We start from the raw sequence: 14,633 nt of genomic DNA, 5'->3' as shown, positions 1-14,633 counted from the left end.
CCAGATCCATACCTATGGCCGTGTCAGGCAAACGAACCCTTGATCTCCTGACACCATGATTGCCATGCGTATCGCCGGTTTCATGGGTTCTGTCGTGGTCACTGTGCTGGTCGGGGTCGCCACCCCTGCCGTGGCGGCGGACGAGCCCGCCGTGGCGGCCAAGGCGGCGTACGTCATCGACTCGGCCGGGACGATCCACCTCGACAAGCGCGAGACGCGCCGGATGCCGGTCGCCAGCCTCGTCAAGATCATGACCGCGTACGTCGTGCTGCGCGAGGCCAGCCTGAGCGACACGGTCAGGATCTCCGCGACCGACGTGACGTACGCCGCACGCAACGGCGCCGCGACGGCGGGCCTGCGCAAGGGCGAGCGCTTCACGGTCAGGGACCTGCTGTACGCCCTCATGCTGCCCTCGGGCGCCGACGCGGCCAACGCGCTGGCGCGGCGCTACGGCCCGGGCAAGACCGCCTTCGTCGCCAAGATGAACCGCACCGCCCGCTCGCTCGGCCTGGACGACACCCGCTACACCAACGCCGACGGCATGCCCACCCCGAGCAATGGCGGCTACTCGACGGCCGCCGACCAGGCGAGGCTGGCCCAGTGGGCGCTGGACGACGACACGTTCACGACCGTGGTCAGGCGCACGGTCCACAGGGTGGCGAAGACGAAGGTGCACCGGGCGCACACCTGGCACAACACCAACAAGCTGCTCACGCGCGCGGACGGGGTGCTGGGCGTGAAGACCGGCTACACGAGGGCCGCGGGATACTGCCTGCTGTTCGCGGGCGTACGCGGTGGCGAGCAGGTCGTGGGCGTCCTGCTGAACGACAGCTCGGCGGAGCGCCGCTTCACCACGGCCGAACGGCTCCTCGACCACGCGGGCGACCGGATCGCCCTCGGCTGACGGACCGGCCCTCGGCGTCGCTCCCGGCGGGCCGGAGTGGCCATGGTGCGCCCGGGGCTGACGGCGCGCTCAACTCAGGAGCAGCAACAGCGCCGCAGCGACGGTGACCGCGGCGGTGCCGCCGTGCATGCCGTACGCCAGCGCCGGGTGGCCGCCGCGGCGGGCCACGATGATCGCGTCGCCCAGCGGGATGACCGCCATGGCCAGGAAGGCCCAGCCCAGAGTGCGCGGTTCGCCGAGGGCGAGCAGGACGAAGATCAGCAGTGCGGTGGCGAGGTCGCGCACGGCCTTGACGGAGAAGTAGGCGCCGGCGGCCGTACCGGGCACCCCGAAACCCGCGGCGGCGGACTCGGGCACAAGGAGGAAGCGCAGGCTGATCACGATCAGTCCGGCGCCGATGAGCGCGGCGATCACGTATGCGGTGGCAACCATGGCATGCATTCCAAGCTTCGGTCATTGACAGGTACTCCAGTCACCGTAGCTTAGCAATGACCAGACTTCTAGCAATGCTAGAAGCAATCTGGGGCACATCTCTCGCGCACCTGAGGACAGTAGGGTTGGCCTTCACCCCCTCGAAAAGGATGACCATGGCGGAATTCATCGAGGTCCGCGCGACGATCGAGGGCCACGAAAGGGCGGCCGTGCTGGCCAACGGCATCCTCCGCGCGGGACTGGCCACGTCGATCGACATAGCCGAGACGCCACGCCCGACCGCCCGCCACGACGAGATCAGCTGGGAGCTCACGCTCATCACGACCGCGTGGCAGGCTCCCGCGCTCGAACGCCACATCAGGGAGACGGGCCTCGACAGCGCCATCGTGAGCCGTCCGGTCGTCGCCGACCCCGGCAGTCACCTTGACCGGCACCCTGACCGGCAAACTGACCGGCTCAACGAAGGTCAGCCCTGAGAGGTGCACGGCGGGAAGGCCGAACGGCGCCCGGCGCACGGCCCCGGGGACGACGACCGGGACGACGACACCGTCCCACGGCCCCGGACTCCTAGTCGCCGACCGTGATGACGACCTTTCCGGGAGCGTGCCCGGCCTCCTGGTACGCGACGGCCTCCGGGATGCGCTCGAACGGGAAGCTCCGGTCGATGACGGGCGAGACCTCGCCGCCCTCGACGAGCTCGGTCAGCGCCAGCAGGTTCCGCTTGGTGTCCTCGCAGTTCACCACGTCCGCGGACGACACCCGCTGGGACACGAACGGCCCCGCGGCCAGCACCGAGAAGACGTGCCCGGCGGGCTGCAACCACCGGCTGGCCTGGCCGCCGACGGCGACGAGCGCTCCCCTGCCGGTCAGCACCCGCCGGCAGGCCGATCCCGGGCGGCTTCCGGCGATGTCGATCAGCACGTCGTAGCGCTGCCCGTTCCGCGTGAAGTCCTGCCGGGTGTAGTCGATGACCTTGTCCGCGCCGATCGACCGCACCATGTCCACGTTGCGCGAGCTGCAGACGCCGGTGACCTCGGCGCCGTACGCGCGGGCGAGCTGCACGGCGAACGTGCCCACGCCGCCCGAGGCCCCGTTGACGAGCACCTTGTGCCCTGGCTGCACCTGCCCGTGGTCGCGCACGGCCAGCAGGGCGGTGCCGGCCGCCAGGGGCACCGCCGCGGCCTCCTCGTACGACAGGTTCCTGGGCTTGGGCGCCAGCATGCGCTCGGGAACGCAGGCGTACTCGGCGAAGCCGCCCTGCAGGGGCATCCCGTACACCTCGTCGCCCGGGCTGAACTCCGTCACGTTCTTGCCCACCGCCGCCACCTCGCCGGCCACGTCGGCGCCCAGGATGCTGATCTTCGGTCTGCGCAGGCCGAGCTCGCCGATCAGGCGGGCGACGATCGGCTCGCCTCTCATCAGATGCCAGTCGTAGGGCTGGACGGAGGTGGCCCGCACCCGGACCAGCACCTCGTCGTCACCGGGCTCCGGCTTGCCGAGCTCCTTGAGCTCCAGGACGTCGGGTGAGCCGTACGAGCGCAGAACGAACGCCTTCATGGGATGCTCCTCGGGCCGTTGGTGACGCCGGTCGCGTACCACCACGAACGTCAGTGTGAACAGCCCTGCACGAGGGCGTAACAGCCGAAAGTACGACCTTCCCGTCAGCCGTTCGGACGCCCGGAACCGGTCCTGAAAGGCGATGACCGCGACCGCTCGCGCGGCCACGATCGGGGCATGACCCACGAGAGCACGACGATCACGCGCCTCGGGGCGGGCAGGGCGACCTGGCTCGCGCGCACCGGGCTGATCGCGCTCGGCTTCGTCCCCCTTCTCGCGGGGGCGATCCGCCTGACAGAGCTGACCGGCGGCGCCGAGGTCACGCCGGACAACGCGCGGTTCTTCGCCGCGCCGCTCCCCGTGGCCCTGCACATCGTCGCCGCCTGCCTGTACAACCTGCTGGGCGCCTTCCAGTTCGGCGGGCGGTGGCGGCCGCGGCGGCATCGCGTGCTCGGCAGGATCCTGGTCCCGCTGGGGCTCGTGGCGGCGCTGACGGGCCTGTGGCTGACGCTGTTCTCCGCCCTGCCGCCCGGGGACGGTGGCCTCCTCGCCGCCTTCCGGCTCGTGTTCGGCACGGTCATGGCCGGATCCCTCGTGCTCGGCGTCGCCGCGGTCCTGCGCCGGGACATCGCCCGCCACCGCGCCTGGATGATGCGCGCGTACGCGCTCGGCCTGGCCGCGGGGTCGCAGGCGGTGACGCAGGCGCTCTGGTTCCTCTTCGTGCCCGCTCCCCCTGATGGGACCGGCAGGGCGCTGCTCGTGGGCGCCGGCTGGATGATCAACCTCGCCGTGGCCGAGTGGATCGTCAGGAGGCGGCGGGCGGGCCGCCCGGTCAGGGCCTGACGCGGCGGGTCTCGTAGGCCCACATGGCGATCTCGACGCGGTTGCGCACGCCGAGCTTGGTCATCAGGCTCGCGATGTGGCTCTTCACGGTGCTGAGCGAGATGTGCAGCTCGGCGGCGATCTCGCTGTTCGTCCGGCCGCGCGCCACGGTGAGCAGGATCTGCTCCTCGCGGTCCGTCAGCGCCTCGACGGGCTGCGCCGGCGGGGTGCCGCGTCCCGAGTCGGCGAAGGCGGCGAGCAGCCGGGCGGTGACGCTCGGGGCGATGAGGGCGTCGCCGCCCGCGGCGGCGCGTACGGCCTGGCCGAGCAGGTCGGGGCCGGCGTCCTTGAGCAGGAATCCGCGGGCGCCGGCCCTGAGCGCGGCGTAGACGTACTCGTCGAGGTCGAACGTGGTGATGACGACCACGGCCAGCGGGGCGTCCACGGCCGGCCCCGCGACGGAGCGGGTGGCCTCGATGCCGTCGAGGTGGGGCATGCGGATGTCGAACAGGCACACGTCTGGACGTAACCGGCGCGCGAGCTCGACGGCCCGCCGCCCGTCGCCGGCCTCGCCGACGACCTCGATGTCCGGCTGGGCGTCCAGGATCATCCTGAGCCCGGTGCGCGCGATCTCCTGGTCGTCTGCGACGATCACCCGGATGCTCACGTCGCCGCCCCTGCCCTGGGCAGGACGGCGGTCACGGTCCAGCCGCGTTCGGGGCCCGGGCCGGCCTCGCAGGTGCCGCCGAGCAGGTCGGCGCGCTCGATCATGCCGAGCAGCCCGTAGCCGGGCGAGTCCGCCTGGCGCGGCGAGGCGGTGTCGCCGTCGTCGCTCACCCGTAAGCGCACCGACGTGTCGTCGGCGGCCACCAGGACGTCGATGCGGGTGGCGTGGCGGGCGTGCCGCCGCGCATTGGTGATCGATTCCTGGGCGATGCGGTAGATCGCGGCCCCGACCGACGGGGAGAGGCCGTCGAGATCTCCGGCGAGCCGCACGTCCACGGACGGGCCGACGCGGCCCTTGCCGGCGAGTTGCCGCAGGTCGGAGATGTGCCGGCTGGGCGCCAGCTCCGCCGGCTCGTTCCTGCGCAGGACGCGCACCATGGCGCGCATCTCGGCGAGGGCGCGCGTCGCCTCGGCCTCGATCACGCGCAGCGCGTCGGTGGCGGCCTCCGGCCGGTTCACCGCCGTCGCCAGGCCCGCCTGGGCGCGGATCGCCATGGCCGAGACGTGGTGGGCGACGATGTCGTGCAGGTCGCGGGCCAGTTGTTCGCGTTCGAGCAGCTTGACCTGGTCGAGCTCGCGCATCCGCGCCCGCGCCCGGTAACGCAGCGCCCCGCCGAGCGCCATGGCCGAGAAGAGGACCGCGAACGCGCCGACGGCGTCGGCGGGGGCGAGCGGCGCGCCGGCCAGCGAGAAGCGCACCCCGGGGAGCATGACCGCCAGCCCGATCACGACCTCGCGGCCGGACCCCCAGCGGAACAACGAATAGACCAGGATCAGCACGAACACCATCGTGTACGCGTCGGGGCGACCGCCGTCCATGAACAGCGGGACCACGCTCGAGGTGGTGAAGGCGATCACGACCATCAGCAGCGGCCGCGTCCTGCGCCAGAGCAGCGTGGGCACCAGCACGACGGTGACGATCACCGAGACGGCCCGCCACGGCATGTCCGGCCGCACGGCTCCTTCGAGCAGGGCGAGCGACAAGAGCACCCCTACGAGCGCCCAGTCCCGCCGGCCCCGCGCGGGCGGGCTGGGGGGAGGGGGCTCGTTCCACACGGAACGAAGCACGCCCTCATCGTACGAGAGTCCGCCCCGCCGGGGACCGGTCATGGAGCGTTCGTCAGACCTTCGCCCGGCCCTGGATCGACCTGCGCCGGAACGTCTTCGCGCTCGCCCGGTGCACCATGGCCTTGATGAGGCCGAACAGCGCCCCTTGCAAGGCCGCGGCGACCAGGATCTCCGTCAGGTCGCGCTCGAGGTCCTCGGCGTCGGGCGAGTCGTCCTCGCCCGCGGCCAGCTTCCACATCCGGCGGAACAACAGGGTCGCCAGCGCGCCGCTGAGCACGCCCATGCCCAGCGAGGTGGCCTTCTGTACAGGGTGCATCTCCGTCTCCTCACGACGGTTTCGCCGTGCCCCGTGTGCGCGTCCTAAACACGTCCCGGCCGAGCCACCCGGGGTGAGACGTCAGGGGGACGAGCGCATCAGCCCGTGACAGGCGATGGCCGCGGCGGCCACGACGTTGAGGGAGTCGACCCCGGCGCCCATGGCCTCGGCGCTCATGGGGATGCACACGGCCTGGTCGGCCTCCTCCAGCCAGTGGGACGAGAGCCCGTCGCCCTCGGCTCCCAGCAGCAGCGCCACCCGGCCCGCGGCCCTGACCTCGTCTATGGGGACGGCGGTCTGGTCCGGGGTCAGGGCCAGGGTCCGGCAGCCCGCCTCCCGCAGGTGCGCGAGCCCTTCGAACCAGTCGTCCATCCGCGCGTACGGGATCGAGAACACCGCACCCATCGACACCTTGACCGCCCTGCGGTAGAGCGGATCCGCGCACCGGGGCGAGAGGATGACGCCGTCCACGCCGAGCGCCGCCGCGGACCTGAAGATCGCCCCGACGTTGGAGTGGTCGACCAGGTCCTCCAGCACGAGCAGGCGCCGCCCGCCCCGCTTGAGCAGGGTTTCGACGCCGGGCAGGGGCAGGCGTTCCATCGAGGCCAGCGCCCCGCGATGGACCTGGAAGCCGGCGATGCCGGACATGATCTCGTCGCTCACCACGTAGACGGTGGCGTCGCCGAGCACGTCCTGCAGCGGCGCCAGCCAGCGGCGGGTGGTCAGGACCGAGCGGATCGGGTAGCCGGCGCCGATGGCGCGCCTGATGACCTTCTCGCCTTCGGCGAGGAACAGCCCGCGCTCGGCCTCCAGGCTCTTGCGCAGCTCCACGTCCCTGAGCCGGGTGTAGTCGCTCAGGCGCGGGTCGTCGGGGTCGGTGACGTACTCAAGCACCTTCCGATACTGCCATGCGCCGCCTGACCTGCCAGACCACCGCGTAGCAGTGAGGACGAGGCACAGTCCGATCAGGGTGCCCGCGCCCGTCTTGGTGAGCACGCTGGGGACGCCCAGTTCCGGGCTCGGCTCGTCCACGAGCGGCCACAGGAGGGCGCCCGCCACCGTGCCCGCCGCGCACGCGGCCAGGACCGACCACCGTGCGCGTGGCGAGATCCGCAGGCGGCCGGGCACCGGTTCGGCGGGCATCCTGGCCAGTCCGCGCCGGCCCCACCACACGACGACGGCCAGCCCGATCGCGGAGGAGACGTACTGCAGGAGGCGGAAGAGCGGGATCTCGCCGAAAAGGGGGTCTCCGAGCCGGCCGCCCCATTCCACGACCCCGGTGGAGTGGGTGAAGGAGTCCCAGAGCACGTGAGAGGCGGCGCCGATCACCGCGCCCGCGGCGATCGGCAGGAGCCTGAGCCGTTCGGGAGCCAGCAGCGCGGCGCGGCCGGCGAGCGCGGCGGGCAGGAGGGCGACCAGCGGGTCCCTGAACACGACGTGCAAGAGCGGCAGCAGCACGAGCACCGCGGCGAGGTCGAGAGTGACCACGCCCGGCCAGGAGTGCCAGTCGGTGTAGTCGGGCAGGAACGGCAGGAACAGCGGCAGGTCGGGCGCCATGGCCCCCAGCGCCAGCGCCCACGGGTCGGCGAACCTGCGCACCCGGGAAGATGCCAGCAGCGGCACCACCGCGGCGATGTGACTGGGCGTGAACGGCAATCGTCTCCCCCCATCTGATGATCTTCGTCCATTATGCGTCGAACCTTGAACATCCTTTGCTCCCGCACTCTAGAGTTACGGAGAGTAGTGGGTACGGTACGTAGCGCTGTCGACGGCCGGAAGCCGGGAGTTCGGGGGTTCATGGTGCCTGACCAGCGGATTCGTGAGCATCCGGCCGCGTCAGCAGACTGGTTGCGCGCCGCTCGCGCGGCTCGCTCACTCTCGGTGGCTACGCTCGTCTGGCTGGGCGTGGAAAGCACGCTCGGCCTGGCGGCGGGCCTCGTGGCACACTCCGTCGCGCTGATCGGATGGGGCCTGTGCGCCGTGGTCGAGGCGGCGGCCAGCATGATCGTGGTGTGGCGGTTCACCGGCGCCCGCACGCTGTCGCCGAGCGCGGAGACCACCGCCAGGCGGGCGGTGGCGGTGAGCTTCTGGCTGCTCGCGCCCTATCTGGTCATCCACGTGGCGTACGACCTGGGCGCGGGGCACCGGGCGGTGCCGAGCGTGCTGGGGATCGTGGTGACGGCGGTCAGCCTCGTCAGCATGCCGCTGCTGGGCATCGCCAAGCGGCGGCTCGGCGCGCGGCTGGCGTCGCCGTCGACGGCGGGCGAGGGCACGCAGAACCTCATCTGTGCCGCCATGGCGGCGGGCGTGCTCGCCGGATTGTGGCTCAACACGATCGGCTGGTGGTGGGTCGACCCGGCCGTCGCGGTCGCCCTGGCGGTGATCGCCGTACGCGAGGGAAGGCGCGCCTGGCGCGGTCACGCATGCTGCCATTGAAGGCAACACACCGTAATCAACGCACCAAAAGGGCTGTTTAACCACACTGACCGCACCGAGTATCGTTCCCGGAGTATTGCGGAGCTTCTCCCGCTAGGGTCTCCGGAAGGTTCCTACACACCTAAGAGGGCATCGTGGGGCGACACCGCACAGACGATCTCGACGGCGGATACCGGGCCAGCGAACCTCCACCCCCGCGCAAACGATCCGGCAACGGTCGCGGCAGGGTGCTGGTGCCGCTGGCGGGCGCCGTCGCGATGGCCGTGCTCCTCGGCGTCGCCGCGTTCGTCATCTTCAACAGGAACCACGACTGTTCCAGCGGCAAGCTGCCGCTGCGCGTCGTCGCGACCCCCGACATCCACCCCGCGCTCAACAAGATCGCCGGCAATTACAACAAGGCCATGCACTCGATCGACAGCAAGTGCGTCGAGGTGACGGTGGCCAAGCAGGCGGCGGCGAAGACCGCGAACGCGCTGGCCGCGGGCAAGATGCCGGCCGACTTCTGGGTGGCCGACTCCAGCCTGCTGATGGAGAGCATGCGCCAGACCTCGGCAGGCAAGGCGCTGCCGCAGGTCGAGGGGTCGATCGCGACCTCTCCCGTGGTGCTGGCGGCGGCCGAGTCGGCCGCGCAGAAGCTCACCGGCACCCTGCAGCCGAGTTGGAGCGCGATGATCGCGGCGGCGAACGTCGCGAACGTGGACGGGCCCGGCAAGAAGGTACGCGTGCTGGCTCTCGACCCCCAGAAGAACTCCGCCGGTCTGGCCGCGCTGCTGGCCGCCGCCGGCACGGCCAGGGAGGCCAAGCAGGACAAGGCGCTCGTGGGCGCGCTGAAGGAGCTGTCCGGCCAGCTCGCGCCCGACCCGACGGCGCTGCTGGCCAGCCTCACGGTGAAGTCCAGCAGGGTGCCCGTCGGGGTGACCTCCGAGCAGGCCATCCATGCCCACAACGCGAAGAAGCCGGAGGCGCCGGTGGTGGCGCTCTATCCGAAGGAAGGCACGCTCAGCCTCGACTACCCCGTCACGATCCTGACCAAGGACCCGGCGGTGCTGAAGGCGGCGGCGGACTTCAAGCAGAACCTGACGACGGAGTCGGCCGGGAAGATCCTGCGCGCCGCCGGGTTCCGCGGCACCGACGGCAAGGCGGGCGACGCGCTGTCGGAGGAGAAGGGCTTCACCGCCGACCCGCCGACCGCGCTGGAGCCGCCCGACACCGCGACGGTGGCCAGGATGGTGCAGACCTGGTCCAGGCTGAACCTCGGCTCCCGGCTGCTCACCCTGCTCGACGTCTCGGGAACGATGGCGCTGCCCGTGCCCGGCACGGACATGACCCGCATGCAGGCCATCAACAAGATCGCGACCGAGGGGCTCGCGCTCTTCCCCGCCGACTCCGAGGTGGGTCTGTGGACGTTCTCCACGCATCTGGACGGGCGCGACAAGGACTGGAAGGAGCTGGTCTCCGTCGGGCCGCTCTCCGAGTCGATCGACGGGGCGCTGCGCAAGGAGGCGCTGGCCACGACGTTCTCCCAGATCCAGGCGAAGCCCACGGGCGACACCGGGCTGAACGACACGATCAGGGCCGCCTACGCCGAGCTGACCAAGACGTTCCGGCAAGACAAGATCAACACGCTGCTGATCCTCACGGACGGCGCCGGCAACGACGATCCCGACGGCGGCGTCAAGAACGCCGAGATCCTGCGGTACCTGAAGAAGACCTACAACCCGAAGCGGCCCATCAGCATCCTGCTCATCGCGTTCGGCCCGGAGGCCGAGAAGGGCAAGCGGCAGATGGACGCGCTGGCCAAGGCCACGGGCGGCGAGGCGTACATCGCCAAGGACATCCTGCAGGTCCGCGACTTCTTCCTGCAGGGCATGGAGCGCCGCCTCTGCTCCCCCAACTGCGACGGCTGAACCCGCCCACCCTCATAACCGTTCGGCATGGTGGGCGAACCGGCTCAAAGGGGGCGGCGTCCTCTCCGCGTGGGGCTGAGTAGCCCGTACCACCCGCGGGGAGGGAATCCGTGCCTGGATGGCCGAGCGTCGACCGTACCGACGATCAGGAGCTCGTCGAGGCTCTGCGGCGCGCGGACACCGACGCCCCCGCCAGGCTGTACGACTCCTACGGCGAGCGGCTGCACGACTACGCCTGCTCGCTCATCGAGGAGCGGGAGGTCGCCGGGGACGCCGTGCACGACGCGCTCGTCACCGCGCAAGGATGCGTGGACCGGCTGAAGGAGCCCGCCAGGCTGCGGGCCTGGCTGTACGCGCTGGCCCGGTTCCAGGCGCAGGCCAGGATGTCGCACCGGAGCGGCACCCCCGTGGAGGGCCTGCCGCTGCCGGAGCCCGGCGACCACGACGACCCCGAACTGGCCGACCTGGTCCACGAGACGCTGGGCGAGCTGAGCAGGAACGAGCGCGAGGTCCTGGTGTTGTCGCTGCGCCACGGGCTGACCCCGGCCGAGGTGGGCGCGGTGCTCGGGCTGACCTCGCGGCAGGTGACCGCCAGGCTGGGCCGCGCCCGCGACCACCTGGAGAACGCCGCCGCCGCCGTGGTGCTGGCCAGGACCGGGCGGGCGCACTGTCCTGACCTGTCGGCGATGGTGGACTCGTGGGAGGGGCCGCTCACCCCGCTGCTGCGCCGGCGGCTGTCGGGGCACATCGGCGGGTGCGAGGTGTGCACCGAGGGCCGGCACCGGCAGATCTCGGCCCTTCGGCTGCTGGACATGGTGCCGGTCGTCTTCGCGCCGCTGTCGCTGCGCCGCCGGGTGGTCGACACGTGCGTAAACCCGGAGCGCGACCAGACCCGTACGTTGATCACCGACCGCGGCGACAGCTTCGACCGGACGGGGTTCCCCGTGGCCGCCGAGGGCCGCTCGCGCCGGCGCAGGCCGCGCCGGCTGGCGCCGGTCGCGCTGGCCGGGGCCTGTCTGCTGGCCGCGACGGGCGCCGTGGTCGTGATCAACGGGCGGGACGTCTCCAGCGGCGCCGCGCTGCCGCCGGCACCGTCCCCCGCGCTCTCCGTGGCGCTGAGCCCCGATCCCGAGCCCGTTCCCGTTCTGGAGGAGGAGGACGAGCCGGCGCTCTCGCCGACGCCGACCCGGACGCCGACCCCGAGCGCGACCCGGCCGGACAGGCGCGCGCCGAGCGGGCGGCCGGTCGCCACGCGGCCCCGCACCAGGCCCGCGCCCGCTCCCACGGCCTCCCGGCGCAGGCCCGCGCCCGGCCCGCGGCTCGTCGCGTCGTGCCCGGAGGGGATGGACGGCCTGGCCAGGATCGGGCTCAGCGCCCGCAACGCCCCGGTCTCCTGGGTTGCCACCGCCTCGCAGGGCCTGGACGTGCACCCGGCGAGCGGGTCCATCAAGGCGGGCGGCTCCGTGCGGGTGGTGGTGACGGCCGTCGATCCGACCGTGCCCGGCCGTGGCCGCGTCGCCTTCACCTCGAACGGCGGCACCAGATCCTGCTCGTTGTCCTGGGTGGCCGACCAGCCGCCGCCCGCCTCCGACGCGCCGGACGGCGACGTGCCCACGGAGATCACCGAGCCACCGGAGACGCCCACCGCCGGTGCGGAGAGCTCCTCCGTGGACACCATGGACGAGTGAACGGGTCATCGTCGCACCAAGCGCTGGTAGATCGATGCTTAGTCGACAATTAGGCATAATTCGGGCCCTGGCTCGAAGATCCCCTGCCTCATAGGGCATTCTGGTGTGCTTGGGGACCACTCCGGGGCCGAAGTGCGCTTGACCGTGTGTTGAAGTTCACATGAGAAATCTCAGCCCGAGAGTGAACCGGTCAGCGTCACCAAGCGTCGGCATTGACGTGCCCAGGCGCTGATTGGTCCCATGAACTGCGATCAAACGCGCCCCGACCAGGAAGATCAGGAGAAAACCAGGAGATGCTCAAGCACCGCAGAGCGCTGGCGTGGGTGCTGGCGTTCGCCTGCATAGCGGGGGCGATAGTCGCGCTGTTCGACATCGAGACACCGCTGCGCCCGTTCTTGATCTCCCTGTTCCTTCTGTTCGTTCCTGGGGCCGCAGTGGTGGGACTGTTGCGTGATCGTGATCCCCTTGCCGCACTATCAGTAGGGGCTGCCGCAAGTCTCGTACTGAACGTGCTTCTCGCGCAGGCCATGCTGCTGTTCAACGCGTGGTCGCCGAGGGCCGGTGTGGCGACCGTCGCCGTGCTCGGAGGGTTCATGTACGTGCTTCGCGTGTTGTACCGGGGGAAGAGCATGCAGACCGAACAGGGGGCCAGGGCAAGGTGAACATCCAGGTAGTTCGGCCGGGAGACCTCGGAGACTCCGAACGCGCCCGGTGGCGGGAGCTGCAGAAGGCGGACCCGGGTCTGGACAACCCGTTCCTTTCCGTCGAGTTCGCCGTCGCGATGGACCGTTTGCGCGACTACGTGAGGGTGGCGGTCATCTCCGACGGCGGCGGCATCGCCGGCTTCTTCCCGTACGAACGGCACAGCTTCGGCATCGGCAAGCCGCTCGGCGGCTTCCTGACCACCTGCCACGGCCTGATCGCCACGCCGGACCTGGAGCTCGACGCCAAGGCGCTGTTGCGGGCCTGCAAGCTCAGCGTGTTCGACTTCGACCATCTGGTGGCGGGACAGCCCACCTTCGCCCCCTACGAGCAGGATGTCCGCCCGGCCCCGGTCATGGACTTCACCTCGGGGTTCGAGGCCTGGATCGACCAGGTCAAGGCCAACTCGCCGAAGAACCTCAAGACCGTCCGCTACAAGGAGCGCAAGCTCGGCAGGGACCAGGGAGAGCTGCGCTTCGCGTGGGCCTCGCCCGACCCCGAGGTGCTGCGCACCCTGCTGGCCTGGAAGTCGGACCAATACCGCAGGACCGGCCGGGTCGACAGGTTCGCCCAGCCGTGGATCGTCGAGCTGACGGAAATGATGCATGCCGAAAAGTCATCTGATTTCGGAGGCGTGCTCACCATGCTTTATGCGGGCGACACTCCCGTGGCTGGACATTTCGGCCTCCGTACGGCCACCACGCTTGTAGGGTGGTTCCCCTCCTACGACACCGAGTTCGCCCGTTATTCGCCGGGCATCGTCCATCATCTCCAGATGGCCGAGGCCGCCGCGAACGACGGGCTGCACATGGTCGACATGGGCAAGGGCGGCAAGGAGTACAAAGACTGGCTCAAGAGCGGGGTCCTGTACGTCGCCGAAGGCCGCATCTCGAGACCGTCCGCGACCGCGGCGGTGCACTGGATCGGCCGAACTCCTTTCAACAAGGCCCGAACAATTGTCATGGACCGACCGTCTCTTTATAAGGCGGCCGACCGTGTCCTCAAGGGCTTTGGTCGGGTGCGCACCTCAGTGCAACAGCAGGAGTCACCCAATGTAGTCAAGGAAGCATCGGGAGCGAGCTGACCGCTCCCACCCCCGGCACCAGCACCTAACACCCTCACTCTCCACACAGGACCCCAATGCACCGCCCACCGGTTTCGTCATTCCCGCGGCACCCGGGGATGGCCTCGTCCGGTTCGCACGACGGGGTCCCGGAAGGAATTCCCTCGCCATGAGTCCCGAGATAACCAAGCACAACGGCAAGCTCCAGGCCGGACCCCTACGGTCGATGCCGCCACCGTCGAGCTTCACGCCCGTGACGCCGCACCTGGCCATCTCACCGACGGTCAGCGTGGTCGTGCCGGCGATGAACGAGGCCGAGAACCTGCCGCACGTCTTCGCCACCATCCCGCAGTGGGTCGACGAGATCGTGCTGGTCGACGGCAACTCCGTCGACGACACGGTCGCCGTGGCCAGGCGGCTGCGGCCCAACGTGAAGGTCGTGACCCAGACGGGCAAGGGCAAGGGCGACGCCCTGGCCGCCGGCTTCGCGGCGTGCACCTGCGACATCATCGTGATGATCGACGCCGACGGCTCGACCGACGGCCGCGAGATCATCAACTTCGTGGGCGCGCTGGTGACCGGCGCCGACTTCGTCAAGGGCTCGCGCTACGCCGCCGGCGGCGGCAGCGACGACCTGACGCTCAACCGCCGTCTGGGCAACAAGGTGCTCACCGGCATCGTCAACGTGATGTACCGCACCCAGTACACCGACCTGTGCTACGGCTACAACGCCTTCTGGGCGCGCCACCTCGACGTGCTCGACCTCGACTGCGACGGCTTCGAGGTGGAGACGCTGATGAACGTGCGCGCGGCCAAGGCCGGGCTGAAGGTGCACGAGGTGCCGAGTCACGAGCGTAACCGCATCCACGGCGAGAGCAACCTGCACGTCGTACGAGATGGCTTCCGTGTGCTCAAGACCATCCTGAAGGAGTGGCGCCGCCAGCCCTCTCCGCCCCAGCCTGAGCCCACCGCCACTCCTGCCGCTGACCGAGGCGTCGCATAAAAAGGACCG

Annotated in this window: 15 protein-coding genes and 1 pseudogene; 9 read left to right on the top strand and 7 right to left on the bottom strand. The window is 70.6% G+C overall.

From position 1 onward, the window contains the following. Window positions 1-64 precede the first annotated feature (64 nt). Window positions 65-904, top strand: coding sequence for a D-alanyl-D-alanine carboxypeptidase family protein (locus ACTWPV_RS36165; protein ID WP_443155215.1), 840 nt, complete (start codon window positions 65-67; stop codon window positions 902-904). Window positions 905-973: 69 nt separating this feature from the next. Here ACTWPV_RS36165 and ACTWPV_RS36160 read toward each other — a convergent pair whose 3' ends face one another. Continuing rightward, window positions 974-1,336 (bottom strand): DUF4267 domain-containing protein, encoded by a 363-nt coding sequence (locus tag ACTWPV_RS36160; protein ID WP_347647193.1) that lies wholly within the window; start codon window positions 1,334-1,336, stop codon window positions 974-976. 155 nt (window positions 1,337-1,491) lie between these two features. Between ACTWPV_RS36160 and ACTWPV_RS36155 the strand changes: the two genes are divergently transcribed. Then, window positions 1,492-1,812: a hypothetical protein gene (locus tag ACTWPV_RS36155; RefSeq protein WP_443155214.1), complete on the top strand. Its 321-nt coding sequence runs from the start codon at window positions 1,492-1,494 to the stop codon at window positions 1,810-1,812. 91 nt (window positions 1,813-1,903) lie between these two features. Here the strand turns inward: ACTWPV_RS36155 and ACTWPV_RS36150 are convergent, their stop codons facing one another. After that, complete coding sequence (locus ACTWPV_RS36150; RefSeq protein WP_443155213.1) at window positions 1,904-2,893, bottom strand: NAD(P)-dependent alcohol dehydrogenase; 990 nt, start codon at window positions 2,891-2,893, stop codon at window positions 1,904-1,906. A gap of 177 nt (window positions 2,894-3,070) precedes the next feature. Between ACTWPV_RS36150 and ACTWPV_RS36145 the strand changes: the two genes are divergently transcribed. Further along, window positions 3,071-3,736 (top strand): DUF2306 domain-containing protein, encoded by a 666-nt coding sequence (locus ACTWPV_RS36145; RefSeq protein ID WP_443155212.1) that lies wholly within the window; start codon window positions 3,071-3,073, stop codon window positions 3,734-3,736. On the opposite strand, the gene ACTWPV_RS36140 is transcribed toward ACTWPV_RS36145, so the two are convergent. The 5 genes and pseudogenes from ACTWPV_RS36140 to ACTWPV_RS36120 form a co-directional block, all read right to left on the bottom strand. Then, a complete protein-coding gene (locus ACTWPV_RS36140) occupies window positions 3,726-4,382 on the bottom strand; it encodes a response regulator transcription factor (protein ID WP_347618790.1) in 657 nt (218 codons plus the stop codon). The two genes, ACTWPV_RS36145 and ACTWPV_RS36140, sit on opposite strands and share 11 nt — an antisense overlap. Continuing rightward, window positions 4,379-5,509, bottom strand: coding sequence for a sensor histidine kinase (locus ACTWPV_RS36135; protein WP_347647189.1), 1,131 nt, complete (start codon window positions 5,507-5,509; stop codon window positions 4,379-4,381). The genes ACTWPV_RS36140 and ACTWPV_RS36135 overlap by 4 nt, the downstream gene beginning before the upstream one ends. A 52-nt stretch (window positions 5,510-5,561) precedes the next feature. Next, window positions 5,562-5,825: a DUF4235 domain-containing protein gene (locus ACTWPV_RS36130; protein ID WP_347647188.1), complete on the bottom strand. Its 264-nt coding sequence runs from the start codon at window positions 5,823-5,825 to the stop codon at window positions 5,562-5,564. Window positions 5,826-5,906: 81 nt separating this feature from the next. Further along, a complete protein-coding gene (locus tag ACTWPV_RS36125) occupies window positions 5,907-6,719 on the bottom strand; it encodes a TrmH family RNA methyltransferase (protein ID WP_443155302.1) in 813 nt (270 codons plus the stop codon). Between the two features lie 117 nt (window positions 6,720-6,836). Next, window positions 6,837-7,424 (bottom strand): annotated as a pseudogene (locus tag ACTWPV_RS36120) (DUF4184 family protein); the annotation flags it as partial. Between the two features lie 282 nt (window positions 7,425-7,706). On the opposite strand from ACTWPV_RS36120, the gene ACTWPV_RS36115 reads away from it, so the two are divergent. From ACTWPV_RS36115 to ACTWPV_RS36090, 6 genes are all read left to right on the top strand, one after another. After that, window positions 7,707-8,261, top strand: coding sequence for a cation transporter (locus ACTWPV_RS36115; protein ID WP_443155211.1), 555 nt, complete (start codon window positions 7,707-7,709; stop codon window positions 8,259-8,261). A gap of 134 nt (window positions 8,262-8,395) precedes the next feature. Then, complete coding sequence (locus ACTWPV_RS36110) at window positions 8,396-10,168, top strand: substrate-binding domain-containing protein (RefSeq protein WP_443155210.1); 1,773 nt, start codon at window positions 8,396-8,398, stop codon at window positions 10,166-10,168. Window positions 10,169-10,278: 110 nt separating this feature from the next. Next, window positions 10,279-11,856 carry a sigma-70 family RNA polymerase sigma factor gene (locus ACTWPV_RS36105; protein ID WP_443155209.1) on the top strand — a complete coding sequence of 526 codons (1,578 nt, stop codon included), beginning with the start codon at window positions 10,279-10,281 and terminating at the stop codon, window positions 11,854-11,856. A gap of 293 nt (window positions 11,857-12,149) precedes the next feature. Continuing rightward, on the top strand, window positions 12,150-12,518 hold the full coding sequence (locus ACTWPV_RS36100; RefSeq protein ID WP_347775797.1) for a hypothetical protein: 369 nt from the start codon (window positions 12,150-12,152) through the stop codon (window positions 12,516-12,518). After that, the gene (locus tag ACTWPV_RS36095) at window positions 12,515-13,642 is read left to right on the top strand and encodes a GNAT family N-acetyltransferase (protein WP_443155208.1); all 1,128 of its coding nucleotides are present in this window, start codon (window positions 12,515-12,517) and stop codon (window positions 13,640-13,642) included. The genes ACTWPV_RS36100 and ACTWPV_RS36095 overlap by 4 nt, the downstream gene beginning before the upstream one ends. Window positions 13,643-13,790: 148 nt before the next feature. Beyond that, window positions 13,791-14,624, top strand: a complete 834-nt coding sequence (locus ACTWPV_RS36090) for a glycosyltransferase family 2 protein (protein WP_347647180.1) — start codon at window positions 13,791-13,793, stop codon at window positions 14,622-14,624. Window positions 14,625-14,633 lie beyond the last annotated feature (9 nt).

It is taken from the genome of Nonomuraea sp. KM88 (genome assembly GCF_052245635.1).
Taxonomy (GTDB): Bacteria; Actinomycetota; Actinomycetes; order Streptosporangiales; family Streptosporangiaceae; genus Nonomuraea.
This window is presented reverse-complemented; position numbering and strand designations above follow the sequence as displayed.